Below are 24,273 nucleotides of genomic sequence, written 5' to 3'. Positions count from 1 at the left end.
TACATTAAGTCTCCAAAATTCTGTAAACAAGCAAACGGAAAAATGCTTTGGAATCGCTCCAAAGCTTCTTTCGCCATGAAATGCTTTCATAACATTAATGAATCAAATAATCGGTTTCATAATAACCTGGATTTTTAGCTAATGATTCTTGGCAATCCTCACAAATGGACTTGATATGAATATCGCCTGACCCGCTGTAATTTATCATCTCTGCTCTTTCTTGTTCTGTCAAGATATCAAAGCCCAGCCGGGAAGTTTCAACAGACTTCGCTTCAATACTTCCTATCTTTACTCCACAATGACGGCAATTATAATGTATAGCCATAAAGCAGGCCTCCTTAAAGCTTTATACTAGTGCTAGTATTTACCTTTTGGAGGGAAGTTATACTTAAGAATCTAAAAGCACAGCGGCCTTAAAACGCTTACTGGATATTATATATATTCATCACTTGCAGGAATGGTTCTTTCATCCACTGTTCACAAGCATCAGAACATTTCTTCACAATGATTTCCAAAGCCTCTTGCTCTTCCTTCGTAAATCTTCCTAAAACATAATCTGTCACTTTCATCCCATTCTGGGGCCTGTCAATTCCGACACGAATACGATTAAATTTTTCAGTGCCTGTATGGGCAATCGTCGATTTAATCCCATTATGTCCGCCAGAGCTTCCTTTTTGTCGCAATCTTATTTTGCCGACTGGCAAATCTAAATCGTCGTATATTACAACGATATCCTCTGTTTTAATATCATAATAGTCCATGATTGGGCGGATGGATTCCCCAGACAAGTTCATGTACGTCAGCGGCTTTAACAGTACTGCCTTTTCTCCATTAATCATCCCGATGCCATATTGTCCCTTGAATTTAGATTTATCCAAAGGGATTCCATACTCTTTAGATATATAATCTATAACTTCAAAGCCAATATTATGCCTTGTTTTTTCGTATTGCTTTCCTGGGTTGCCCAAGCCTACTACCAATTTCATGAAATTCACCCTTTTATTCTTGTTTATATACAGAAAAAGAAGGCTTGCCAATAACTTCTCAATCGGCCAAGCCTCCATTATTGATTATCACAGCTTGTATGTATATATCAAATAGGAACAAGCACAACTTGCCATCCTATTTGATATTCTACATCCATTTAATGCATACCTTCCTTTTTTAAGCATTTAATCATTAAATACATACAAAAGGTCCATATTACCTAATAAAAATTAATCTGTTTCCTCAACAGTCGTTTCTCTGCCTTCTACATTTTCTGGAATTCCACCATCTTGCTGCTCACCAGTGCTTATTTCTTCCTCTTGTCTTGGAGGAAGTATGGAAGCAATGGTTTCTTCTGCCTCATGGTTAATTTCCAGATTGTCATATCCTTTAATATCAGAGATAGATAGCGTTTCGCCAACCTGCAGGCTGCTGATATCAATATCAATAGCAGCAGGAATATCGTTAGGCTTTGCTGTTACTTCGACTTCATGCAGCGCCTGCTGCAGAACGCCGCCATCCTTTACGCCGCTTGATTCGCCAGTAAGATTGATTCTGACTGTTGCAGTTATTTCTTTTGATAAATCAACCGCTAAAAAGTCAACATGTAGAATTGTTCGTTTAATCGGATCAGAATGATATTCGTTCAGCACAACATTGTGCTTATCACCATCGACATCCAAGGAAATAACTCCATTGCGTCCAACATCCTTCAATACTTTTAAAAAGTTCGCTTCATTTAGCGTAATAGATGTGCTGTCCACTTTGGAACCATAAACCACGCCTGGAATGTCTCCTTTAGTCCTTAAATCCGTTAACACCGAATGCTTAGAAACCGTACGCTTTTTTGCTTGTAATGTTGCACTCATAATAAAATTCGCCTCCATTATATTCAAATCACTATATATAAAAAATTCCCTAAAACTAGCTATTTTAAACATACTAGTTAGTAACTAGGTAATTTTTTCCTAAGAGTGAAAGAATACAGAAGACCAATATCCCAATAGAAATAAGTCGCTCCCCTTAACAGAGAGCGACATATTTCTTAATCAAAAAGATAGCTTACTGACTGATCGGAATGAACTCTGATTATTGCTTCTCCAAGCAATTCTGCTACAGAAAGTTGAATTACGTTATCTGTAAGCTTTTCTTCTGGAAGCTCAATAGAGTTTGTAACTACAAGCTCTTTTATTTTTGAATTCTTAATTCTTTCCATTGCAGGTCCAGACAGAACAGGGTGTGTACAGCAAGCGTACACTTCCTTCGCTCCATTCTCAGCAAGAGCATTTGCTCCAAGAGTAATTGTGCCAGCAGTGTCAATGATGTCGTCAATAAGAATAGCAATTTTTCCTTCGATATTTCCGACGATGTTCATGACTTCAGCCACATTCGGTTTAGGACGTCGTTTATCAATGATAGCAATTGGTGCTTTAAGACGCTCTGCAAGCTTACGAGCTCTTGTTACACCGCCATGGTCTGGTGATACGATGACAATATCGCCGTCGAATTCCCTTTTGCTGAAATATTCACCTAAAATTGGCACACCCATCAAGTGATCGATAGGAATATCGAAGAATCCTTGAATTTGCGGTGCATGCAAGTCTAACGTTATAACACGAGTAGCTCCTGCAGTTTCCAACAGATTCGCTACCAGCTTAGCTGTAATTGGTTCACGTGCACGAGCTTTACGATCTTGACGTGCATAACCATAGTAAGGTATTACCAAGTTAATTGTTTTAGCAGAAGCGCGTTTTAAAGCATCAATCATGATAAGAAGCTCCATGATGTGCTCATTTACAGGAGAACTTGTTGATTGAATAATATAAACATCACAACCACGAATGCTCTCTTCAATATTGATTTGAATTTCTCCATCACTGAAACGTGTAACAGAGCACTTACCTAGTTCTACGCCGATTGTTTTGGCAATTTCCGCTGCCAACGCCGGATTGGAATTTAAGGTAAATACCTTTAAGTTTGGATCTGTATTTTTAACTAGCATGATGAACCTCCACTGGCTTTATTCCTAATTAATAGCTTGTCCTAATTTCAGCAAGGAATAAGACAGGATTAATTCCCTCTTATTCCACTTTTTACTTCTTTCAATCTTGCTTTGACTTTTTCACGTACTCATCTTTATTAACTTGTCGGGCCCGTGCAATGGATAACGCATCCGCTGGAACATCATCTGTAATAGTAGAACCAGCTGCAACGTAAGCTCCTTTGCCTACTTTGACTGGTGCTATCAAATTGGAATTACAGCCAATGAATGCACCATCTTCTATGGTTGTCAAAAACTTATTTTCGCCGTCGTAATTGACTGTTATCGTACCACAGCCTATATTGACATCACTGCCAACTGTCGCATCACCGATATAGCTTAAATGGGAAGCTTTGCTTCTGTCCCCAAATTCCGCCTTTTTGATTTCAACAAAATTACCTATTTTCACGTCATCACCTATAGCGGAGGCAGGACGGATATGGGCGAAAGGTCCAATATTTACATTCGAACCAATTTTGCTGTCAAATGCAGCAGATTGCCTGATTTCAGTATTTTCTCCAATAACACAATTGCTTATTTCCGTATTTGGTCCAATAACACAATCGGAAGCAATAGCTGTTTGCCCTGAAATTATTGTGCCTGGCAAGATGACCGTATCATTTCCAATCGTAACATCTGTGCCGATATAAGTATTTGATGGATCTACAATCGTGACACCATTGCGCATATGAGCTTCATTGACACGTTTCTTAAGGAGTCTTTCAGCTTCAGCCAATGCAATCCGGTCATTCACGCCAATCGTCTCATTAAAGTCCTCTGTCTTATATGCAGATACTATTTCACCTTGTTTTTTGAAAATCTCAATGACATCAGGCAAATAGTACTCCCCTTGAGCATTTTCATTTGTGACATTATTCAATGCCTCAAACAGAGCTGCATTATCAAAACAGTACGTACCAGTATTTATTTCGACAATTTTCTTTTCGTCATCCGAAGCATCTTTATGTTCAACAATTTTTTCAACTTCACCAATATCGTTCCGTACAATCCGTCCATAACCTGTCGGGTCGTCTGCAACTGCAGTCAATACTGTTGCTTTAGCGGAAACTTCTAAATGATAACTGCAAAGAGCCTCTAACGTCTCCGATGTAATCAAAGGTGTATCACCGCAAACAACGACTGTGACTCCTTCTTTATCTTGAAGAAACTCCTTAGCCTGCATAACTGCGTGTGCAGTTCCTAACTGTTCAGCCTGATAAGCATAACTGATTTTATCTCCAAGCTGTGCTTTAACTTGATCCGAACCGTGGCCTATAACAGTTACAATACGCTCCATTTGAAGCTTTGATACTTGATCGACTACATGCTGCACCATCGGCTTGCCGCAAACTGGATGAAGCACTTTATATAGCTTAGACTTCATTCTTGTTCCTTGTCCTGCGGCCAAAATCACTGCGTATCGATTTATCATTAACGGGCCTCCAATTTAACCTTTTTATCCATTAAAAATATATCCTAATTACAGCATGATTTCAAGGAATGTTTGTATCCAAATATATGAAAAACAGCTGAAATAATAAGGTGTATAAGGGTTTCTCATCAATGATTTTTTTATTTACTTTTCTTACGGATGCTAAGAATCCGCTTACCTTTTTTCCACTGTAATAATTCACATGTGCAAATTATTTCTATATCTATATAAAATTATGCTTCAACTATCTGTAGTCGCAAAAAAAAGAGCCTTACTCTTCGGAAGTAGGCTCTAGCTGCTCATTATTCTTTAGGAAGCACCAGCTTCTTCAAATTCAACTTCTAATTCACCTAAACGGTGGTACTCTGTTAAAACAGCTTCCTGGATTTTACCTCTTGTCCCGGAGTTAATCGGATGAGCAATATCCCTAAATTCACCATCTGGTGTCCGTTTGCTAGGCATTGCGACAAATAAACCGTTATTTCCGTCAATGACCCTAATATCGTGAACAACAAACTCATTATCTAGAGTAATAGAGGCAATGGCTCTCATTCGTCCATCCGTATTGACTCGGCGTAGTCTTACGTCAGTTACTTCCATTCTGTTCACCACCTTTACTAGAAGATAAAATCTAGTTAAGTAATTCAACAGAATTTCCATAACTCCTTCTTAATCAGCAAAATTTTTTAGAATATTTAAGATAAAATCCTAAAAAACGCTAGCTTTAGTTACAAAAACTAACATATTCCTACCTAAAGTTACTTACTTAATGCGATTACTTCCATTTCAACTAGTACATCTTTAGGCAATCTTGCTACTTCTACACAAGAACGTGCAGGTTTATGTACATTAAAATATTGACCGTACACTTCATTAATTGCTGCAAAGTCATCCATGTTTTTAATGAAAACAGTAGCTTTCACGACAGTTTCAAAAGAAGCATTTGCTTCTTTCAGTACCGCTGCAAGATTTTTAAATACTTGGTGTGTTTGTTCCTGTACGTCACCAGTAACTAATTCTCCTTCTGCAGTCAAAGGGATTTGGCCGGAGCTGTAGAACATGTTATTGACAATAATTCCTTGAGAATATGGACCAATTGCTGCTGGCGCATCATTTGTTTGTACAATTTTCATTTTCATTATCCCCCTATTGGTTCTTATCAAAAAAATTTCCAACTTCAACAGATATTTTCTTTTCTTTAACATCCACACCAGAAAGTTTTACCAATGACAAATAATCATCAACAAGCCTTTCCTCCGCTTCTTCCGCCTCAATCAAGACGGCAATACCGGCAACGTTAGCATTAAATTCATCCAATAGGCTGATCATGCCATTCACTGTGCCGCCTGCCTTCATGAAATCATCGACAATAAGTACGTTGGAGCCTTGCTCTAAGCTTCGTTTTGAAAGAACCATCGTTTGAATCCGCTTGGATGAGCCTGATACATAATTAATGCTCACTGTTGATCCTTCCGTTACTTTACTGTCCCTTCTTACCATCACAACTGGAACATTCAAGAATGAAGCAACAGCATAGGCAAGCGGGATCCCTTTTGTTGCCACTGTCATCACAACATCAATATTTGTTTCAGCAAAAGCAGACGCAAAGATTTTCCCTACCCTTTGTACAAGAGCCGTATCTCCTAGAATATCTGTCATATAAAGATATCCACCGGGAAGCAGCCTGTCAGGTTTCATTATTAATTGACAGAGCTCCTCTATGAATGCTTTTGCTTCCTCTTCATTAACTTTAGCGTGATATTTCACGCCACCTGCAGCACCTGGCAATGTTTGCAGAATCCCTATTCCTCTTTCCTCAAAGGTTTCTTTTATTATCGCTAAGTCTTCACTGATGGAAGATTTAGCAGAACCATACCTTTCGGAAAAATAAGATAAGGAAACTAATTGCCTTGGATGCTCTAATAAATAATTCGTCATGTCTATTAAACGTTCACTACGACGAAATTTCATAAGGCGAACCTCCAAAAATCCGAATATTTTACAGTTAATATTACAGTATTATACGGATTTAATCAAGGGTATGACGATTCCCCATCATGCGGACTGCAAATACTTGGTCGCAAAAACCTCTTAATCCATTATATACACGGTTCATTCTTGAATCATGCTGGATTAATCCAAAGACAGTCGGACCGCTGCCGCTCATCAATACTGCATCTGCCCCGAACTTTTTCATCTGGTCCTTTATTTGAGCCACCTCAGGATACAGATTTAACGTTACATCTTCTAGTACATTCCCGACATTATTGCACATTGCTTCATAATCGCCTGTGCGAATGCACTCAATCATACCTTCAGTATCAGGGTGATTAATTTGCGAGACATTCAACTTTTTGTAAATATCCGCTGTAGACACGCCTATAAAGGGCTTGGCCAACACTACCCAGCAAATAGGCGGAGCAGGGATTTCCTTAATCATTTCTCCTCTGCCAGTTGCGAGGGCCGTGCCCCCATATACACAAAAGCTCACATCAGAGCCGATTTCCGCTCCAATCTCAGCAAGCTCATCAAGGGTCAATTGAAGGTCCCACAGCTTGTTTAGACCCCTCAATACTGCTGCAGCATCGCTGCTTCCCCCTGCAAGTCCTGCTGCAACCGGGATGTTCTTTTCAATTTTAATTGTAACTCCCTTTTTAACATTAAACTTTTTCTTTAATAGATTTGCTGCTTGATAAGCAAGATTCCTTTGGTCATCGGGTACAAATCGATTAAGGGAATTTATCTTTATGGAATCCTTCTCTTCCAGAATAAGTTCAATTCTGTCTGCAAGGTCAATGGTTGTCATGATCATTTCTACCTCATGATAGCCATCCGGCCTTTTACTCAATACATCCAACGATAAGTTGATTTTAGCTGGTGCCTTCACCAAAAGCTTCAATATTTCCACCTACTTAACATTTTCATAAGTCCGCTTTTTCGTCCTATTGTACCACACAATAGGAAATAAAAAGAATGACTGATATAATAACCCAATTCTTCTATGTATGAAACAAAAAACAAAGAAGCAAACTATTGATTGCTTTATGTTTAATGAATAAATTCACAGCATTTTATGGCTATAGTGATTTTACCATAAAATATGTCATTTAAAGCAAAATACTAAGAATCATTTATGTTTTTTCCGCTCGTTTCCTAGCTTTTTTACTTGTTAGAAAAAAGGTGCAAAAAAAGACCTAACCCTACACCCTTCCCTATAGTGAAAAGGGTGCAGAGTTAAACCTGATGCCGTGAATAAATCCTTGATAGTTAATTTTTGTAAACAGGATTTAATTTAAAGGAATCAAAATTCACTTTTGATTATTTAGAAGACTCTGCTCAGCGATTTCAATTGCCCTCTTGACCATGTTCCCAGCATCCTTAGCTCGGATGCCGCCCCATCCATCCTTTTGGACAACATCATAAAAACCTAGTTCTTTTGCAATTTCTTCTTTTAGCCCTTCTGACATAATTCCTCTTCGTCTACTCAACCTTAAACCTCTCCTTTCATTATTCACGGTAGTTATAGTATGTAACCCTGTTTTTTTTTCATGTACTGTTTCTATTTCCAGTTATCACAGATTTTCCCCATGAAAAAAGCAGCAACCACGTGGTAACTGCTAGTCTCTACAATATATATTAGCTTAGAGCAACTTGTCCTGATGTATCTTCATAGAAGGTAATTTGAACCGTTTCTGTTAAAACATCTGCATAACTGTACGATACCCGTTCAAATGCATTTTCATCCTGATCTAACTCTACCACAAACACAGAGGGATATGTTTCAGCCAATACACCTGAACGTTCAATCGTTTTACGACGACCGCCATTAGCCTTCAGCATCAATCTTTTCCCTAAATTCGAATCAAGAGCTTTTTTTATATCTGATAATGTTTTTGCCATTTTCGGTCCACCTCACTGTGTAAAGTATATCACACTGACACAATAGAGTCAAACAAAAATATAAATTATAACAGTCTCTTTTAGAAGTTGTCAATATTTTTTATTCTTATTTTTCTTCTATTTTTCAACAATTTTATTTTTTCCCATTCTACCATAATTATGTATTAAAGTTTTTTTTATAAAGGAGCCTTTCTAAATAAAAAAAACAAGCTCCCTCTTTTCGAGAAAACCTGTTATCTATATCGTGATTTTTCTGTATTATACACTTTTCTTAAGTCCTTAGACTATTCAGATGCATTCGTGTTAAACGGCATGCCTGTGCGCAGCACTCCCTTTGTTTCAATACCACCAAGCCCTTTTTCCCCTGTGAGCGTATTTCGCAGCACATCCCAAACGTTTACCCTTTCCATGAATGGTGTATAGCTTATTTTCGCTACAATATACACAGGATCTAGAGCATGAATATTGACCCTTGAAGGAGAGCTTGCAAAGTTTGCTCCTGCATGTATAAGGGATTCAAAGTGCGATTGGCAAGCTCCTGCGAAAATTACAAGCTGATCCAGATGTGGAACTCTCCGCCTTGCTTCCATAACTGTTTGCACAAAATATTTAGAATGGCGGTACGCATTTATGTCCTTCTTGTCTCCTAATGACTTAGAATAAGCATCATGGCCGGTTACTACAAGTATATCCGGCCGATAATACTCAAGGAGCTTCCCGATTTTACCCGGCATTTCCTTCTCATTAGAATGAACCCCCGTTACAGGAATTCCTATTTTTTCATATAGATCAAGGCATTTCTTCAAGTAGTTAGGATCTCCATCCAAATGCAATACCTTCCCAGGCATTTGAAAATAGTTAATTGGTTTACTGTAAGCATCTGTAGAAGAATACTCCTGTTTCCTTTTCAGCAGGTTTACATCCTGCCTAAATAGTGCTAATGATTGTTCCTCTAAAAATTGAATCTCTTGCGCCATCTTTCTCTGCATCGGCTTATTGATAGAAATTAAGTCATCAAAAGGAGCGTCTGCAATGAGACGGAAATCCTCCCCATACAAAACAGCATATTTGCGTCCATTTTCTTCCTTTATATCAATAATTCGAAAAGCTAAATCACAATGATAGGATTTTCTGCCGACGATATCCATGATGTTTATGCTCACTAGTCGTCACTCCAGTACGCCCTGCCTAATGAATGGGCTAATGTTTCTTATCTACCTCTCATTAAACTATGCAAAAGTCCAGAAAGATGTGAGGAACAATTTACCCCATCACCTGTCACCTATAAAAAAGAAACCGGCCCCTCAATTAAAAGGGCCGGTCCTTCAATGTTTATTAACGGTTTAAAACGAATCATACAGCGCATCGCTAAGTGCAGCAAATTCTTCAATAGAAAGAGATTCTCCTCGTCTGGAAGGCTCAATTCCAGCAGTTTCAAGGGCAGCTATAATCGCTTCTTTTTTCTCCTTACCATTTTCAAGCTGGCTTGTTAAATTATTTAAAATGGTTTTTCTCCGTTGAGCAAAGCTAGCTCTAGTCACTCGGAAGAAGAATTCCTCACTTTTAACTGCAACTAAAGGCTTTTCCCTAATCGTCAGCCTGATAACAGCAGAATCGACATTCGGTTGTGGTACAAATACTGTCTTAGGCACGATCATTACAACCTCTGGAACTGTGTAATATTGAATCGCTATTGATAGGGAACCATATTCCTTCGTACTTGGACGAGCTGATATACGGTCAGCTACTTCCTTTTGGAGCATCACGACAATTCCGCGCAGCGGCAAGTTCTCCTCCAAAATTTTCATAATGATTGGAGTAGTTACATAATAAGGTAAGTTAGCCACAAGCATAATATCATCAATACCTGCGAATTCTTCCTCAATCATTTCCTTTACATTTGCCTTCAGTACGTCCGAATGGATCACCTTAGCATTCGGATATGGCTCAAGCGTTTCGCTCAAAATAGGCAACAGACGCTGGTCAATCTCATAGGCAACAACTTTTTTTGCACGCTTTGCCAGCTGTTCTGTTAATGCACCAATTCCTGGTCCAACCTCAATTGCACCTGAAGACTCCGACAACTCTGCATGGTCTACAATATTTCTTAATATATTCGTATCAATTAAAAAGTTTTGACCAAGACTCTTTTTAAAAGAAAATCCATATTTCTCTAAGATAGCTTTTGTTCTTACTGGTGTTGCTATATCTTTATACATCTTTTTCCTCCTGCCAAATAGCATTAACCGCTGCTGCAAAGTCCTGCTTGGAGATGTTAAACATCATCAGCCTTTTATGAAGCTGTTTGCCATTTGTATACCCTATTTTTAATATCTTGCCCAGCTTTTCTCTTCGCTCCTTCGATCCAGGTCCGCCAATCAGCTGTGCATCTAGTAAGTCCTCTTTAGTAATTTGCTCTATAATGCTTTCTTCCATGTGATGGGCTTCTTTGAGCGCCTCTCTAATCACTTCCACTGAGGCATGTTCTACACCAACACCCTTTCCATGCTTATGCAATGCCTTTTCCTTTGCAATGAATGCATGTTTACAATTAGGTATGTGCTTTTCTATTGTATTTCTTATTTTTTGGCCAGGAAAGTCTGGATCAGTCAGTATTATGACTCCTCTCGTTTCATTAGCCAGCTTTATTGCCTCAATTGTTGCCTTATTGATGGCAGAACCATTTGTTTCAATTGTATCAGCATCGACTGCTCTTTTGACAGCGGTAGTGTCATCTCTTCCTTCCACTACAATGATTTCTCTAAGTTTCATGAAGCCTCCAAAAAAAAATTTAAGTTTTGCAAAAAAAATGAAACATTTTTGTAACAATAAACGTCTATATATTATAGAAAAGAGTTAAATGAAATTCTAAAGGTTATTATAGCTCAAATTTTTCTTTTCAACAAAATCCGTTCAAAAGAAAAAAACAGAGGAATAACTCCTCTGTTAAAGATGTGCTAATAGTAGATGTTCAATGTGTATTAGGTTTTTGCAGACACTAACAAACACATGCATGTAAGAAGCTTTAAAAAAGGTTACTTCAAAATCTTAATTCTTACCTGTTTATTTCCCCATCGATAGGCTTCTGCCTTCGTCGGGAAAAAGACGTCGATTTTCTTACCTTTCACAGCACCGCCTGTATCACCGGCTACCGCGTATCCGTAGCCTTCAACATATACCTTTGTTCCTAACGGAATAACACTTGGGTCAACCGCAATTACTTTTGCATTCGGATTTGATTTGAGGTCAATTCCAGTAGCAGTATGTCCCGAGCATCCATTGCAGCTGGCTGTATAAGCTGTTGAGTTAACGTAAAGTTCTGTGCCTTCTTCGCTGGCATCTTCACCGCGGGAAGCAATTTGCGTAACTTCAATTGTGCCTACTGCAACTACTTTGTCCTGTTTTTCCTTAACTTCTTTTTCACTAAGCAGTTCTCTCGAAACTTCTTTGCCGTTTTCTAAAGTAACTTCGAAGGTTTTAGACTTTAGACCGTTTTTACCTTCCTTTAGTACCTTTTCTGTTCCCTTTTCAAGGCTATCATCCTTTTGGGTAACAACAGCATAATTAATCGGTTGTTCCACTACATCGGTGACCTTTTCTATACGTGTAATTTCTACAACGTCCTTCTTGTTCACTACTTCCTTTAGATCTGGTTCAACTCGGTCTAATTTCGTAAGTGATATCTCCTGTTGTTTTAAAAAGTCAGCGACCGTAGTCGAAGTGGACCATAGTTCTTTTTTCGATCCTGCGTCTACTAGTGTAACTGGAAATGCAGTATGTACAACAATCTCCATATTGTTCTTTATATGCTTATTCTGCTTTTGATTGATCTTATCGTGTTCATTCAAAGAGATTTTTTGTTCCTCGAGAAACTCCTTAACCGTTTCTGCTGTTGTCCATACCGTTTTCTTCTCGTCGTCTTTGCTCAATTCAACCTGTTTTGCTTGCTTCCAAACAACCTCCATCTCGTCAGCCACTCTTGTGTCTAACGTGGGAAACACCTCATCTTCTGAGCGTATGGCAATATCAAGTTCATCAAATATATCTTGAATAGTGGATGAGTGCGTTTCGATGACCTTCTCTTTCCCATCTAATGACAGCGCCACAGTTTTTTTCGTTGATTCGTAAACAACAAATCCTAAACCACTTAGAAAAACTATGAAGCTAGCAATAATAATGGGCCATTTCTTTCTGCTCAAAGACTTGGAAAACAGGCTTTTCATGTTTTGGATTACGATGAAAAACGCCTCCTTTTCTCTCGGAGTGATTATATAGAGTATCGTGTCTGCTGTCAACCCTTCTACATTCTTTGAACGTATCTCCTATTATGCAAAAAAACTCCATGAAAGGAAAGAAAGAAATCTCGACATGAACATTCTATGAGAAAAGGAAGCAATGTAGAACTTCTTAGAACAAAGTAATATTAGGACAAGCTTTTCAATGATTCGACACCATCTCTTATCATTTTATGCCGAATAATTTTTTTGCATTTTCTGTTGTTTTGGCAGCAACTTCCTCATAACTAATTCCTTTTATTGCTGCGATTTCTTCTGCTACAAGCTTCACATAGCTTGGTTCATTTCTTTTGCCGCGATGTGGTGTTGGCGCAAGGTAAGGGCAATCTGTCTCAATAAGCAGCTTGTCCAACGGAATTGCTGCTGCTGCTTCCTTCGGCTTTCTAGCGTTTTTAAAAGTGACAGTCCCACCTAATGAGATATAAAAATTCATGTCGATGCATTCCTTTGCAGTCTCGACACTTCCTCCATAGCAGTGCATAATTCCACCAACTTCCGCTGCGCCTTCTTCCTTGAGAATCTCAACAATATCAGCAGTTGCTTCCCTGTTATGAATAACAATTGGAAGCTTCACTTTTTTTGCCAAGTGAATTTGCTTTCTGAATACTTCCTTTTGGACATCTTTTGGTGATTTATCCCAGTGATAATCTAAGCCCATTTCCCCAATTGCTACAACTTTTGGATGTTTAGCCAATGATTCAATCCATTCTAAATCTTCCTCAGTCATGTCAATTGCATCAACAGGATGCCAGCCGACACTTGCATATATAAAATCATACCGCTCGATTAATTCCATGGCCCTTTTAATCGTTGGACGATCAAAGCCGACTACGATCATTTTTTCCATTCCAGCTTCCATTGCCCTGCCGATTACTTCTTCTAAATCGTCATTAAATTGTTCTGCATTTAAATGTGTATGTGTGTCAAATAACATAATGAAACCCTTTCTTTATCCATAATTATTCATGTTTATTTTCTATTCCCCAACTTGCTGACTAAATATCCTCTATTTTGAAAGAAAAACATAGAAATATGCATCTTAAGTGCAATTCCTATGTTTTTCAACCAGTTTTTATTTAACTTTTGAGCCTAATGGAAGCGATTCAGCAACAGAAGCAAGTGCTAGAACACCATCTTGGCTACCTGCAAGAATCATACCTTGAGATAATTCTCCTCTCAGCTTAACAGGCTTCAAATTTGTAACACAAATTACTCTTTTGCCGACTAATTCCTCTGGTTTATAATATTGAGCAATACCTGAGACTACTTGTCTTTGCTCATAACCTAAATCCAGTTGAAGCTTCAGCAGCTTGTCTGCTTTTTTCACAGGTTCTGCCTGAAGAACTTGCGCTACTCGTAAATCCACTTTCATAAAATCATCAATAGTAATTTCTTCCGACTCAGGAACTTCTTGCTTCTCAGCCGGCTGTGATTCCTTCTTCTCTTCAGCAGCAGGTCCTTGCATCTCTTTTTTGATGTATTCTACTTCCTCTGCGATATCAAGTCTTGGGAAGATAGGTTCTCCTTTTTCTACCTTTGTTCCTGCAGGGATTACACCGAACTGGTCAAGGCTTGCCCATGTTTTTAACTGTTCTTCCTGAACATTCAGCTGCTGGAAGATCTTATCCGGTGTTTTTGTTAAGAATGGTTTTAAAAGGACAGCAATACGTCTTAAGGATTCAGCTAGATGAACCATTACTGTTGCAAGCTCATCCGTTTTTCCTTCCTTCGCCAATACCCATGGTTGAGTTTCATCAATATATTTATTGTTTCTGCTGACAAGCTGCCATAAATTCGTTAACACAACCGAAAACTCCATATTATCCATATGACTCTCGTACAGTGCTTTCGTTTCCTGATGAGCTTCTACTAGTGACTTTTCAAAGCCACCTTCAGAACCTTTGTATTCAGGAATAACTCCGTCAAAATACTTGTTGATCATAGCAACTGTTCTGTTTAACAGGTTTCCTAAATCATTCGCTAAATCAAAATTCACTCTTTCAACAAATCCCTCTGGAGTGAATACACCGTCAGAACCGAATGGCACTTCACGAAGTAAATAATAACGCAATGCGTCAAGTCCATATCTTTCAATTAATGTTACCGGATTAACAACATTGCCTTTTGATTTGGACATCTTTCCGTCTTTCATCAAAATCCAACCATGAGCAAACACTTTATTAGGAAGCGGCAAATCTAATGCCATCAGCATGATTGGCCAGTAAATTGTATGAAAACGTACGATTTCCTTCCCAACTAAATGGACATTTGCAGGCCAGAATTTCTGATAAAGTGAATCGTTATCTGAACCATATCCTAGTGCTGTAATATAATTGGACAACGCATCAATCCAAACATATACAACGTGTTTTGGATCTCCAGGAACTTTAATTCCCCAGTCAAATGTTGTACGGGAAACAGCTAGATCTTCAAGGCCTGGCTTAATAAAGTTATTAATCATTTCATTTTTGCGTGATTCTGGCTGAATGAACCCAGGATTCTCTTCATAAAACTTCAGAAGTCGATCTGCATACTTGCCCATACGGAAGAAGTAGGATTCTTCTTTTACAAGCTCCACAGGATGACCACTGTCAGGACTTTTTCCGCCGATGACTTTACCATTTTCATTATATACAGGGTCTACAAGCTGAAGTTCTGTATAATATGTTTCATCAGAAACAGAGTACCATCCTTGATATTCATCCAAGTAAATATCACCTTGATCGACAAGCTTTTGGAACATTTTGCTAACTACTTCTGTATGTCTTTTTTCTGTCGTACGGATGAAATCATCATATGAGATATCCATCATATCCCAAAGTTCTTTTATTCCTGCAACAATTCCGTCTACATATTGTTGAGGCGTAATACCTGCTTCTTCTGCTTTTCGCTGGATTTTTTGGCCATGCTCATCAGTCCCAGTTAAATAACGAACATCAAAGCCCTTTAATCGCTTATATCTAGCCATTGCATCCCCAGCAACCGTTGTGTATGCATGTCCAATATGAAGATTCCCGCTAGGATAATATATTGGGGTTGTTATATAGAAAGTTTCTTGCTCTTTCAACGTTTTTTCCCTCCTAATTCAATAATGCTATGTAATATGCATAATTCTTATTGTATCAATACTTACACTAATCTTAAAACTACAAGACATATAATTGCATCGGAAAATTTTATGGTATATTTGTAGACTTCCTTACATAATGAAGAAATGCCATAAAAAATGGCAGCTAATCATTGCCATTGTGCCCTTACATACCATCAAAATATACCCAAAATCCAAAGTTTTTGCAACTGGCCGCATGCTTCTCTGCTCCTCATTTTTGTTCACTATAATGAATGGCTGATTCGACATTAAAATGTTGAGTTTTGTCGAATTCTCTTTAATACATTTCTCTATTTTGGCTTTAATTCATTTTACATTTATACACTTATTTTGGTATTAAAAGTATATATAATATGCTGTTTAACCTATAAATATAGGTTTTTCCTGGAATTATCTCAATTTAAAAATAAAATAATTGACGTATATGGGAATGGCTGGTATTATATATACAAACAAAGAAATTTGTCGAATATTAGCGAAAAAAATATATATAAGGTTCATCGGGAGGAGAAAAGGAAATGAAATCTACTGGAATTGTTCGTAAAGTTGACGAATTAGGTCGTGTTGTAATACCTATCGAATTAAGACGTACATTAGGAATTGCTGAGAAAGATGCTTTAGAAATTTATGTGGATGATGAAAAAATCATCTTGAAAAAATATAAACCTAACATGACTTGCCAAGTTACTGGTGAAGTTTCTGATGATAACCTGTCATTAGCAGGCGGTAAACTAATCCTAAGCCGTGAAGGTGCAGAACAGCTTATAAATGAAATCAAAAGTTCATTTGAACTTTCTAAGTAATAATAAAAAAGCATGGCAGCTCAAGGGATGAGCTCCATGCTTTTTTTAATCTATATGATATTCTTGGTATACTTCCCGCTTTGGCATGCTTCTGTCGACAGCTGTACGCTTAATTGCCTCTTTTGCCTGCAGGCCATCTGTTTCAATATAATGATTTACATGCTCAACAATTGTTAAGTTCATCCACCATTGCTCGTCCTGATCCTCTTCTGCAGCTCCCTTTTCAATAACGATGCAAAATTCGCCTCGTATCTCATCTGAATTTGCCCATTCGATAACTTCATCTACTGTTCCTCTGATAAATTCCTCGAAGATTTTTGTTAATTCCCTGCAAAGGGAGATATTTCTGTTGCCGAGAATTTCTCTAATCAACTGTAAGGTTTCCTTTAACCTGTGAGGAGATTCATATAGCAATACAGTTCCAGAAATTTTCTTTAACGCCTCTAGCTCCTTTTTCTTCTCTTTTTTTTGTCGGTTAAGAAAACCATAGAAATAAAAAGGGTGTGTCGGCAAACCTGATGCTATTAAAGCAGTTAAGGCTGCATTTGCACCAGGCAGTGGAACGACGGGAAGCTTGCTTTCTACTGCTGCCACTACAAGCTCATACCCAGGGTCTGCGATGGTTGGCATTCCAGCATCGCTGACTAAGGCTATTGTTTTACCAGCTTGCAATGATTCAATCAGCTTGCGGCCGCTCGTTTCTTTATTATGTTCATGATAGCTTACGATTGGGGTCGTTATTTCAAAATGATTGCACAGTTTCTTTGTATTCCTCGTATCCTCTGCTGCAATTACATCTGCTTCTTTCAAAATTCTTACAGCCCGAAAACTCATGTCTTCCAAGTTGCCTATTGGAGTAGGGACTAAATAAAGAAGACCATTATCATTCTTATAGCTTTTTTGCTGCCACATGTTCAACACCAATTTCCTTCCTCATATAAGACTCTTTTTCTTTCCTGCTCAATTGTTTAAAAGCATATTCTGCCTTCAAAGCCTGAGATTTATCTGCAAAAACTTCCTTATAAATTAACTGGACTGGCCTTCTTGCCCTAGTATACTTGGCGCCTTTTCCTTCATTATGTGTTTTAATGCGTTTTTCCAGATTATTTGTGTATCCAGCATAATAAGTATTATCTCTGCAAAGTAAGACATAAAAATAATGATTAGCTGTCTCCATACAAAATTCGGCTCATTTCCTCTGTATACTCATTTAACCCTTTATACACATATAAAGGGGGCAGTATTTTCAAGTCCGGCTTGCCATCCTTTATTCCCTCGACTAGCAGGATATTTGCTTCTTTTCCTTCCTTTGGATATACAAACCTTATCCGCTTTGGCTCTAGTCGATATGCTCTCATTAATGTAATAATATCAAGGAGTCTTCCTGGTCTGTGCACAAATGAAACCTTTCCTCCCTGCTTAACAAGCTGACTTGCAGCTCGAATTGCATCCTCAAGCGTGCAAAGAATCTCATGTCGTGCAATAGCCAAATGTTCGTTTGTATTCCTTTCATCAACAGAATCTGTTTGGAAATACGGAGGGTTGCAAGTAACAGCATCATATTTTTCAAACCCAAGCTGCGCAGGAGCTTCTTTAATATCACCATTTACCATCTTTATTTTTTCTTCTAAGTTATTATAGGCAACACTTCTGCAAGCCATATCATATAACCGTTCCTGAATTTCCACTCCTATTATAGAGCCTCTCGTTCTCAAACTTAAAAATAACGGAATTACACCATTTCCACTGCAAAGATCTACAATTTTTCCTTTCGCAATAGGAACAGTTGCAAAGTTTGCCAATAATACGGCATCTAAAGAAAACGAAAACACAGTTGGACTTTGAATAATTTTAAGCTTCTCTGCCAACAAGTAATCAAGCCTTTCATCTCCTACTAGCTGAACCAATTTGTTACCTCCATCTATATATGTATTCCATAATACTAGCCTAAGCAAATATTATCATAATCATTCTCTAATTATCTTGCTGTAATCATTAACAGCTAAAAAAATAGGGTGCCCTATTTAGAAGGACACACCCTATTTTTTATTAAGGAAGGATAGACAGAACAAACAATCTCCATCTTTTCTTGGACTTCCGAAATGAAGGTTACAAATATGAAAACCCTCTTGATAAAGCCTCGCTAGATTGTCATATCCTTCGCCAATATCCATATTCTTTTCTTCCAAAATCTTGGTGGACTTTCGATTTTTCTTTTTCGTCTGTTCCTTTTGTTCCTTCTCTTTTTGTGACTGGCTCTCCAAATGTCTTCTTAAATTTTCGTTTTCCAGCTTCAATGTATTATTTTCTTCAATCAGTTCTGCCACATGCTGCTTTAGCTCACCTAATTGCTGATATAAATGGCCGATTTGACTCTCCATATTAATTACTGAATCAAAAATTTCTTTTTTATCCACTCTGCCACCTCATTAGTCCGTGGATTGAACTGAAACAGTATCTTTTTGCAGTATTTCTTCTAATGTATATTCAAGCACTCGTTCTTGTTCAGAAATTTCCACTTGGAGTACACGTTCTAATATATTTAAACCTACTACTTTACCTCTTCCATCAGGTGTATTAATCCACTCACCCAAATCTGGAAGCTGTTCTTTTGCAGACTCATATTCATCGTTCTCATATTTAAGACAGCACATAAGTCTGCCGCAAAGTCCTGATATTTTGGTTGGATTTAGGGAAAGATTTTGGTCTTTAGCCATTTTAATTGATACTGGCTCAAAATCGCCTAAAAATGTTGAACAGCAAAGCATTCTACCACATGGACCGATGCCGCCCAGCATTTTTGCCTCATCGCGAACACCAATCTGGCGCAGCTCAATTCTAGTCCTAAAAATCGAAGCTAGATCCTTTACGAGTTCACGAAAATCGACTCTGCCGTCTGCGGTAAAATAAAAAATTACTTTATTGCGATCAAATGTATATTCTACATCTACAAGCTTCATATCTAACTCATGCAGATTGACCTTCTCACAACAAACTTCATATGCTTCTTTTGCCGCAATCCGGTTTTCCTCTACAATTAATTGGTCTTTCTGATCCGCGACTCGGAGTACCTTTTTAAGAGGTAAGACTACATCATTTTCGTCAACCTGCTTGGGAGCAATGACAACTTTTCCATATTCCACTCCACGCACTGTCTCTACGATTACGAAATCCCCTTTTTGGATATCCATATCATTCGGATCAAAGTAATATATTTTTCCAGCTTTTTTAAAGCGGATTCCTACAACATTATACAACTGAAGATCCCTCCTGCAGCTTCAATACAAGCTGTTCCATCAATAACTGTGGATTCATATTACCCTGCAGCTTTCGTTTAGCTTCAAAGATGGACGTCATTTGCTCTGTCAGCATTTGGGATGATGATTTAAGCGCAAGCTCTTCTAACTGTTGCCGATCATTTATATAGACTATTTGCTCCTGCTTGCCTAGTTGAATATATAATAAATCCTTAAACAGCAGCAACAGTAAATCCAATCCCCTATCATACTGATCTTTCTCTTTGAAATGAACAAACCACTCTCTTTGAAGGGCAACTAATGCTTCTAAAGGATTTCCTTTAAGAGTCATATACAATTTTACCACTATTTTTTGCGCTTGTACAAACCATTCATCAGAACTTAGTCGAAACGCTTCATCATAATCATTAGTGATCTGCGCAATTAATGGCGCTCCACTTGCTTTCATTCCATTTGCTATAAGCTGCTCCTGCATTTTTATTGGGGAAAGAGGAGTAAAGGATAAGACTTGGCACCTCGATAAAATGGTTGGGAGAATCTGATGTATTTGTTCAGTCAAAAGGATTGCTGTAGTTTCTGCATGTGGTTCTTCCAGGAATTTCAGCAGACTGTTTGCTGCATTCGTAGTCATTTTATCAGCATGTACAATTACATAAATCTTCTGTTTTGATTCTACCCCTGTTTTGGAGAACTCCTCCTGCAGGCTTTGAATCTGGTTTTTCTTTATGGACAAACCATCCGGTTCGACAATATGTACGTCCGGATGGTTGCTGTTATTTATTCGTTTGCAATTAGAGCATTCCTCACAAGGCTTATAACCGTCTATTAACCTTGTACAAAGTATGCTTTTCGTAAGAATTTGGCTGACTTCCTTTTTGCCAGTTCCTCTCATTCCTTCAAACAGATAAGCATGTGCAAGTCGGTCCTTTTTCAGACTGTTTCGGACCATTCTTAGAACAATTGGCTGCTCCTGTTCAAGCTGTTCCCATGTTTTTATCAACACGATCACTCTCTTACATATATATATTAATTAATAGGCCTTTAATTTCTCCTATTTTCCCTAAAATGTTCAGGCTGTTTTTTTCTTTACTCATCACTTCTTCAGTAAGCTCGACAAGCTTTTCATCCACAACCTGAACAACACTCAAATCTCGGCCTTGTCCGAAGTGATCCCATGATTTATCTTTTTTCAATCCGATGCCGTAATCTACTGCTTCCTTTACAAACTGCTTGACCAGCGATTTGAACTTGTTTAAATCCTTAAGATTTTGTGACCTGCCCAATCTGTTGCCAGTATCATCTATACTCTTTATCAATGTTTGCAGTTGACCAGATTGAAGCTTTTCACTCTGCCTTGTGACAAGCTCCCTAAATTTCGTTTCCACTTGTCCGCTTTTTATCTCTTGCTTAGTAGCATCTGTACTCACACGAATGTCTTTATTTATTTTCATTTTTTTCCTCCGATAAAAGCATCATTAAAAAAATCCTTTATATATAGAGGTAATATATTTAAGTTCCAACCATATTCTTAAGCCTTAGAATTGCTTGAACTGTTCAACAGGCAGCACGAATACAGTTGCTCCACCTACCTCCACCTCAACAGGATACGGTACATACGAATCAGCATTTCCTCCCATAGGTGAAACAGGGGCAACTAACTGATCACGTGATTGGCAGTTTTCTTTTATTATTTGCAAAGCTTTTTCCACGCGTATATCTTCTGTCCCTATCATAAAGGTTGTATTCCCAGATTTCAAAAATCCCCCGGTACTAGCTAATTTAGTAGCTCTAAAGTTATGTTCTACAAGGGCATTCAATAACTTAGCACTGTCTTTATCTTGGATTACTGTTAAAATTAACTTCATTTTATCCAACCCCTTTATTATAGTTTTACCAGAATTACTGCTTTTTCCTATTATAACAATAAATAATTAAACAGGCATATATAAATGGAAAAATGAAAGCTCACTTTACCTGTTTCTGTTCAATACCTGATTAATGGCTTGTTGAGCTTGTTCAAATACATCCTCTATGCTTTGTGAAGCTTCTAGTTTATGCAGCCTTTCAGGAAACTTCTCAATAACTTTGTAATATCCTGCTTGGACACGCTTATGGAAATCCAATTGCTCTAGATCAAGCCTATTTATTTCCCGTTCATTTGATTTATTTATTCTTGCTAGCCCTAGTTCTGGATCAAGGTCAAAATACAGGGTTAAATCAGGCATTACACCGCCAATGGCAAACTCATTTATCTTCCATATTTCTTCTATGCCTATCCCCCTGGCATAACCCTGATAAGCAAGAGAACTGTCTATGAAGCGGTCAGAAAGAACAATACTACCTTCTGCTAATGCTGGTATAACCTTTTCAACTAAATGCTGTCTTCTAGCAGCAGCATATAATAACGCCTCTGTCCTTCCATCCATCTCTGTATGGTCAGGGTTTAATATAATCTCGCGGATTTTTTCGGCAATCCTAATTCCTCCAGGCTCTCTTGTCTTTACAATCTTGATGCCTTTGTCTTTGTAGTGTTTATACAGCATCTCTAAAATGGTTGTTTTTCCGGCGCCCTCTGGCCCTTCCATTGTTATAAAAATACCTCTTGTCATGTTATTCTCCTTACTTCTTTATAAAAACTGCAATTCTGCCTTCATATATAGATGAATTCCCTTGAAACTTACAGCCATTAGCTACAAGCACCTTTAATGTTTCAATATGTTTACCAGTAATTACTTCTCCCGGCATCAGCAATGGTACACCTGGTGGATAAGGGATAATAGAATCTGCGTTAATTTTGTCTATTGAATCTTCTAATAAAATTTCGTGTTTAGAGTACTTAGGTTGCTCCAATTCATTTATCTTTAATTCTACTATATTAGTATATAGATTTATAGCTGCACCTTTATCTTCCTCCACTGGCAAATTCAACGCCTTATATGGACTTACAGCCTTCTTAATTTTCTCAAAAGCATCTTCAAAAGGATATGACATCTTGTTCTTCAGCAAAGGCAATACAAGCAAGACATTATGTAAATCAGCCATTTCACAATAGACTCCAGCTTCCTCAAACTTCTCTTGAAGTTCAAAACCTGTTAACTTACATCTGCTTTGAATAGTTAATTTTAGAGGGTCACCAGCTTTGTTTCCATAATTCATTACTTTCAGTTGACTTAATGTTGACAATTCAGCTTTAAACTTTTGAAGCTTTTCTAATAAGTATATAAAGTCTTCTTCCTTATAAGTACCCAAATAACTTCTCGCCAAATCAAGGGATGCCATAATTAAATAAGATGGGCTACTTGACTGAAGGATGCTTAAATACATTTGCAGTTTATTTAAAGAAACCCGTTCTGAGTTGAAATGGAGATATGAACCCATCGTTAATGCAGGTAGTGTTTTATGTGCAGATTGGACAACTATGTCCGCGCCTAATTCTACAGCAGACGGAGGAAAGTGAGCTGAGCCAGCAAAATGGGCTCCATGAGCCTCGTCTACTAATACTGTTACCCCATGCTTGTGAGCTATTTCAATTATTCTTCCTAACTCTCCAATCATTCCATAATAATTGGGTGAGGTGAGAATAAGGACCTTTGCACTCGGATATTTTTTTATTGCTTCTAAAATTGTTTCACATGAAACAGTCCCTTCTACTTTCCACTCTAAATCATAGCTCGGATTAAGCAGAATAGGTTTTGCCTTTGTGAGTTTAATGCCATTCATAATAGATTTATGACTGTTCCTTTGTACAAGGATTTGGTCTCCTTCATTCACAGCAGACATAATCATAGCTAAATTGCCTACTGTTGAGCCATTAACCAAAAAAAAGCTTTTTTTTGTGTTATATAAAGCTGCTAGCAGTTTCTCTGCCTCCAATATTACCCCACTTGCTGAATGCAAGTCATCTAGCCCGTTAAGCTCTGTTACATCAAAGTTCCATGCATTCTTTAACAAGTTATGTTTGTCCATTAAAGAACCATTTTTATGCCCTGGGACATGAAAAGAAATAGGTTTATTCTGAATAAACTCTTCCAATCTATTATATAAAGGCGTCATTTCATGCACTGTTCTTCCTCATTTCCTTTTAACTCTATTTTATTGTACCATTGCCTGACTATGAATAAAATGCGTGTTTTAGCCACCTATTTTAAAGTAAAGGTAAATTTAAAATTATCTGAATTTTGTATGCATGTATTTATTATTGGCAAGACTGTTTTTAGGGAGGTGGAGCCAGTGAGTATAAATTCGCAGAAAATCATCCAGCCTTATGTGGAGAAATGTTTATTTTGCGATCAGCAAAAAATAACAGGTATACATCTGTATCAGTCACTGATTTGTACTGAATGTGAACATGAAATGTTGAATACGAAAACAAGTGATACAAAATATAAATTTTTTATTCATAAGTTAAAAGATGCTCATTATGCCATGCAAAGGCGCCAAGCTTAATAA

At 37.8% G+C, this 24,273-nt stretch carries 29 protein-coding genes; 2 read left to right on the top strand and 27 right to left on the bottom strand.

The features are described from left to right. Positions 1 to 94: 94 nt before the first annotated feature. The 17 genes from fin to metG form a co-directional block, all read right to left on the bottom strand. Complete coding sequence (gene fin / locus ACLIJJ_RS24755; protein ID WP_192486466.1) at positions 95 to 325, bottom strand: anti-sigma-F factor Fin; 231 nt, start codon at positions 323 to 325, stop codon at positions 95 to 97. 97 nt (positions 326 to 422) lie between these two features. Continuing rightward, a complete protein-coding gene (pth, locus tag ACLIJJ_RS24750) occupies positions 423 to 986 on the bottom strand; it encodes an aminoacyl-tRNA hydrolase (protein ID WP_192486465.1) in 564 nt (187 codons plus the stop codon). 231 nt (positions 987 to 1,217) lie between these two features. Continuing rightward, on the bottom strand, positions 1,218 to 1,856 hold the full coding sequence (locus ACLIJJ_RS24745) for a 50S ribosomal protein L25/general stress protein Ctc (RefSeq protein ID WP_411411843.1): 639 nt from the start codon (positions 1,854 to 1,856) through the stop codon (positions 1,218 to 1,220). Positions 1,857 to 2,032: 176 nt separating this feature from the next. Next, on the bottom strand, positions 2,033 to 2,989 hold the full coding sequence (locus tag ACLIJJ_RS24740; protein WP_192486463.1) for a ribose-phosphate diphosphokinase: 957 nt from the start codon (positions 2,987 to 2,989) through the stop codon (positions 2,033 to 2,035). Between the two features lie 100 nt (positions 2,990 to 3,089). After that, positions 3,090 to 4,460, bottom strand: coding sequence for a bifunctional UDP-N-acetylglucosamine diphosphorylase/glucosamine-1-phosphate N-acetyltransferase GlmU (gene glmU / locus ACLIJJ_RS24735; RefSeq protein WP_192486462.1), 1,371 nt, complete (start codon positions 4,458 to 4,460; stop codon positions 3,090 to 3,092). Between the two features lie 309 nt (positions 4,461 to 4,769). Next, positions 4,770 to 5,060, bottom strand: a complete 291-nt coding sequence (spoVG, locus tag ACLIJJ_RS24730; protein WP_101658244.1) for a septation regulator SpoVG — start codon at positions 5,058 to 5,060, stop codon at positions 4,770 to 4,772. 158 nt (positions 5,061 to 5,218) lie between these two features. Continuing rightward, positions 5,219 to 5,593 (bottom strand): RidA family protein, encoded by a 375-nt coding sequence (locus ACLIJJ_RS24725; RefSeq protein ID WP_233318805.1) that lies wholly within the window; start codon positions 5,591 to 5,593, stop codon positions 5,219 to 5,221. Between the two features lie 13 nt (positions 5,594 to 5,606). Next, positions 5,607 to 6,431: a pur operon repressor gene (purR, locus tag ACLIJJ_RS24720; RefSeq protein WP_192486460.1), complete on the bottom strand. Its 825-nt coding sequence runs from the start codon at positions 6,429 to 6,431 to the stop codon at positions 5,607 to 5,609. Positions 6,432 to 6,489: 58 nt separating this feature from the next. Further along, positions 6,490 to 7,359, bottom strand: a complete 870-nt coding sequence (gene ispE / locus ACLIJJ_RS24715; protein WP_192486459.1) for a 4-(cytidine 5'-diphospho)-2-C-methyl-D-erythritol kinase — start codon at positions 7,357 to 7,359, stop codon at positions 6,490 to 6,492. Between the two features lie 409 nt (positions 7,360 to 7,768). Further along, on the bottom strand, positions 7,769 to 7,948 hold the full coding sequence (locus ACLIJJ_RS24710; RefSeq protein WP_192486458.1) for a small, acid-soluble spore protein, alpha/beta type: 180 nt from the start codon (positions 7,946 to 7,948) through the stop codon (positions 7,769 to 7,771). A gap of 148 nt (positions 7,949 to 8,096) precedes the next feature. Next, positions 8,097 to 8,360: a biofilm formation stimulator Veg gene (gene veg / locus ACLIJJ_RS24705; protein WP_192486457.1), complete on the bottom strand. Its 264-nt coding sequence runs from the start codon at positions 8,358 to 8,360 to the stop codon at positions 8,097 to 8,099. Between the two features lie 284 nt (positions 8,361 to 8,644). Further along, the gene (yabG, locus tag ACLIJJ_RS24700; protein WP_192486456.1) at positions 8,645 to 9,523 is read right to left on the bottom strand and encodes a sporulation peptidase YabG; all 879 of its coding nucleotides are present in this window, start codon (positions 9,521 to 9,523) and stop codon (positions 8,645 to 8,647) included. A gap of 180 nt (positions 9,524 to 9,703) precedes the next feature. After that, complete coding sequence (rsmA, locus tag ACLIJJ_RS24695; protein WP_233318806.1) at positions 9,704 to 10,579, bottom strand: 16S rRNA (adenine(1518)-N(6)/adenine(1519)-N(6))-dimethyltransferase RsmA; 876 nt, start codon at positions 10,577 to 10,579, stop codon at positions 9,704 to 9,706. Continuing rightward, the gene (gene rnmV, locus ACLIJJ_RS24690) at positions 10,572 to 11,132 is read right to left on the bottom strand and encodes a ribonuclease M5 (protein ID WP_233318809.1); all 561 of its coding nucleotides are present in this window, start codon (positions 11,130 to 11,132) and stop codon (positions 10,572 to 10,574) included. The genes rsmA and rnmV overlap by 8 nt, the downstream gene beginning before the upstream one ends. Positions 11,133 to 11,395: 263 nt before the next feature. After that, on the bottom strand, positions 11,396 to 12,583 hold the full coding sequence (locus ACLIJJ_RS24685; RefSeq protein ID WP_233318834.1) for a resuscitation-promoting factor: 1,188 nt from the start codon (positions 12,581 to 12,583) through the stop codon (positions 11,396 to 11,398). Between the two features lie 238 nt (positions 12,584 to 12,821). Next, entirely contained in the window at positions 12,822 to 13,589 is a 768-nt protein-coding gene (locus ACLIJJ_RS24680) for a TatD family hydrolase (RefSeq protein ID WP_233318811.1), read from the bottom strand. Positions 13,590 to 13,727: 138 nt separating this feature from the next. Beyond that, the gene (gene metG, locus ACLIJJ_RS24675; protein ID WP_411411842.1) at positions 13,728 to 15,722 is read right to left on the bottom strand and encodes a methionine--tRNA ligase; all 1,995 of its coding nucleotides are present in this window, start codon (positions 15,720 to 15,722) and stop codon (positions 13,728 to 13,730) included. A 560-nt stretch (positions 15,723 to 16,282) separates the two neighbouring features. Here metG and abrB point away from each other — a divergent pair. Further along, on the top strand, positions 16,283 to 16,567 hold the full coding sequence (gene abrB / locus ACLIJJ_RS24670) for a transition state genes transcriptional regulator AbrB (protein ID WP_233318815.1): 285 nt from the start codon (positions 16,283 to 16,285) through the stop codon (positions 16,565 to 16,567). Between the two features lie 45 nt (positions 16,568 to 16,612). Here abrB and rsmI read toward each other — a convergent pair whose 3' ends face one another. The 10 genes from rsmI to ACLIJJ_RS24620 all read right to left on the bottom strand — a co-directional run bounded on the left by rsmI (position 16,613) and on the right by ACLIJJ_RS24620 (position 23,877). After that, positions 16,613 to 17,479: a 16S rRNA (cytidine(1402)-2'-O)-methyltransferase gene (gene rsmI / locus ACLIJJ_RS24665; protein ID WP_233318836.1), complete on the bottom strand. Its 867-nt coding sequence runs from the start codon at positions 17,477 to 17,479 to the stop codon at positions 16,613 to 16,615. Continuing rightward, positions 17,457 to 17,744: a GIY-YIG nuclease family protein gene (locus ACLIJJ_RS24660; protein ID WP_233318817.1), complete on the bottom strand. Its 288-nt coding sequence runs from the start codon at positions 17,742 to 17,744 to the stop codon at positions 17,457 to 17,459. The genes rsmI and ACLIJJ_RS24660 overlap by 23 nt, the downstream gene beginning before the upstream one ends. Beyond that, positions 17,731 to 18,474, bottom strand: a complete 744-nt coding sequence (locus tag ACLIJJ_RS24655) for a tRNA1(Val) (adenine(37)-N6)-methyltransferase (protein ID WP_233318819.1) — start codon at positions 18,472 to 18,474, stop codon at positions 17,731 to 17,733. The genes ACLIJJ_RS24660 and ACLIJJ_RS24655 overlap by 14 nt, the downstream gene beginning before the upstream one ends. Positions 18,475 to 18,606: 132 nt before the next feature. Continuing rightward, positions 18,607 to 18,984, bottom strand: coding sequence for a DNA replication initiation control protein YabA (gene yabA / locus ACLIJJ_RS24650; protein WP_233318822.1), 378 nt, complete (start codon positions 18,982 to 18,984; stop codon positions 18,607 to 18,609). Positions 18,985 to 18,996: 12 nt separating this feature from the next. Continuing rightward, positions 18,997 to 19,824: a competence/sporulation regulator complex protein RicT gene (gene ricT / locus ACLIJJ_RS24645; protein ID WP_233318824.1), complete on the bottom strand. Its 828-nt coding sequence runs from the start codon at positions 19,822 to 19,824 to the stop codon at positions 18,997 to 18,999. Further along, positions 19,817 to 20,824, bottom strand: a complete 1,008-nt coding sequence (holB, locus tag ACLIJJ_RS24640) for a DNA polymerase III subunit delta' (protein ID WP_233318825.1) — start codon at positions 20,822 to 20,824, stop codon at positions 19,817 to 19,819. The genes ricT and holB overlap by 8 nt, the downstream gene beginning before the upstream one ends. Positions 20,825 to 20,837: 13 nt before the next feature. Next, positions 20,838 to 21,275: a YaaR family protein gene (locus ACLIJJ_RS24635; protein ID WP_233318827.1), complete on the bottom strand. Its 438-nt coding sequence runs from the start codon at positions 21,273 to 21,275 to the stop codon at positions 20,838 to 20,840. A gap of 84 nt (positions 21,276 to 21,359) precedes the next feature. After that, the gene (locus ACLIJJ_RS24630) at positions 21,360 to 21,689 is read right to left on the bottom strand and encodes a cyclic di-AMP receptor DarA (RefSeq protein ID WP_127742579.1); all 330 of its coding nucleotides are present in this window, start codon (positions 21,687 to 21,689) and stop codon (positions 21,360 to 21,362) included. A gap of 105 nt (positions 21,690 to 21,794) precedes the next feature. Next, on the bottom strand, positions 21,795 to 22,433 hold the full coding sequence (gene tmk / locus ACLIJJ_RS24625; RefSeq protein ID WP_233318829.1) for a dTMP kinase: 639 nt from the start codon (positions 22,431 to 22,433) through the stop codon (positions 21,795 to 21,797). Positions 22,434 to 22,443: 10 nt separating this feature from the next. Further along, positions 22,444 to 23,877 carry an aminotransferase class I/II-fold pyridoxal phosphate-dependent enzyme gene (locus tag ACLIJJ_RS24620; RefSeq protein WP_233318838.1) on the bottom strand — a complete coding sequence of 478 codons (1,434 nt, stop codon included), beginning with the start codon at positions 23,875 to 23,877 and terminating at the stop codon, positions 22,444 to 22,446. A gap of 177 nt (positions 23,878 to 24,054) precedes the next feature. Here ACLIJJ_RS24620 and ACLIJJ_RS24615 point away from each other — a divergent pair, with 177 nt between their 5' ends. After that, a complete protein-coding gene (locus tag ACLIJJ_RS24615; protein ID WP_282581411.1) occupies positions 24,055 to 24,270 on the top strand; it encodes a sigma factor G inhibitor Gin in 216 nt (71 codons plus the stop codon). The last annotated feature ends 3 nt before the right edge of the window (positions 24,271 to 24,273 follow it).

The organism is Niallia laureatilytica (genome assembly GCF_046613985.1).
Lineage (GTDB): Bacteria > Bacillota > Bacilli > Bacillales > Cytobacillaceae > Niallia.
Note: the sequence above shows the minus strand (reverse complement) of the source record. Positions and strands in the feature narration are given on the sequence as shown.

Excerpts from the sequence above, each read along its gene's own strand:
- fin (WP_192486466.1), bottom strand. The coding sequence starts at position 325 with ATGGCTATACATTATAATTGCCGTCATTGTGGAGTAAAGATAGGAAGT.
- ACLIJJ_RS24725 (WP_233318805.1), bottom strand. The coding sequence starts at position 5,593 with ATGAAAATTGTACAAACAAATGATGCGCCAGCAGCAATTGGTCCATAT.
- purR (WP_192486460.1), bottom strand. The coding sequence starts at position 6,431 with ATGAAATTTCGTCGTAGTGAACGTTTAATAGACATGACGAATTATTTA.
- rsmI (WP_233318836.1), bottom strand. The coding sequence starts at position 17,479 with ATGTGGCAGCAAAAAAGCTATAAGAATGATAATGGTCTTCTTTATTTA.
- spoVG (WP_101658244.1), bottom strand. The coding sequence starts at position 5,060 with ATGGAAGTAACTGACGTAAGACTACGCCGAGTCAATACGGATGGACGA.
- ACLIJJ_RS24745 (WP_411411843.1), bottom strand. The coding sequence starts at position 1,856 with ATGAGTGCAACATTACAAGCAAAAAAGCGTACGGTTTCTAAGCATTCG.
- ACLIJJ_RS24635 (WP_233318827.1), bottom strand. The coding sequence starts at position 21,275 with ATGAAAATAAATAAAGACATTCGTGTGAGTACAGATGCTACTAAGCAA.
- ACLIJJ_RS24620 (WP_233318838.1), bottom strand. The coding sequence starts at position 23,877 with ATGACGCCTTTATATAATAGATTGGAAGAGTTTATTCAGAATAAACCT.
- ACLIJJ_RS24680 (WP_233318811.1), bottom strand. The coding sequence starts at position 13,589 with ATGTTATTTGACACACATACACATTTAAATGCAGAACAATTTAATGAC.
- veg (WP_192486457.1), bottom strand. The coding sequence starts at position 8,360 with ATGGCAAAAACATTATCAGATATAAAAAAAGCTCTTGATTCGAATTTA.
- ACLIJJ_RS24630 (WP_127742579.1), bottom strand. The coding sequence starts at position 21,689 with ATGAAGTTAATTTTAACAGTAATCCAAGATAAAGACAGTGCTAAGTTA.
- glmU (WP_192486462.1), bottom strand. The coding sequence starts at position 4,460 with ATGATAAATCGATACGCAGTGATTTTGGCCGCAGGACAAGGAACAAGA.
- ACLIJJ_RS24685 (WP_233318834.1), bottom strand. The coding sequence starts at position 12,583 with ATGAAAAGCCTGTTTTCCAAGTCTTTGAGCAGAAAGAAATGGCCCATT.
- ACLIJJ_RS24740 (WP_192486463.1), bottom strand. The coding sequence starts at position 2,989 with ATGCTAGTTAAAAATACAGATCCAAACTTAAAGGTATTTACCTTAAAT.
- rsmA (WP_233318806.1), bottom strand. The coding sequence starts at position 10,579 with ATGTATAAAGATATAGCAACACCAGTAAGAACAAAAGCTATCTTAGAG.
- tmk (WP_233318829.1), bottom strand. The coding sequence starts at position 22,433 with ATGACAAGAGGTATTTTTATAACAATGGAAGGGCCAGAGGGCGCCGGA.
- rnmV (WP_233318809.1), bottom strand. The coding sequence starts at position 11,132 with ATGAAACTTAGAGAAATCATTGTAGTGGAAGGAAGAGATGACACTACC.
- ACLIJJ_RS24660 (WP_233318817.1), bottom strand. The coding sequence starts at position 17,744 with ATGGAGACAGCTAATCATTATTTTTATGTCTTACTTTGCAGAGATAAT.
- abrB (WP_233318815.1), top strand. The coding sequence starts at position 16,283 with ATGAAATCTACTGGAATTGTTCGTAAAGTTGACGAATTAGGTCGTGTT.
- pth (WP_192486465.1), bottom strand. The coding sequence starts at position 986 with ATGAAATTGGTAGTAGGCTTGGGCAACCCAGGAAAGCAATACGAAAAA.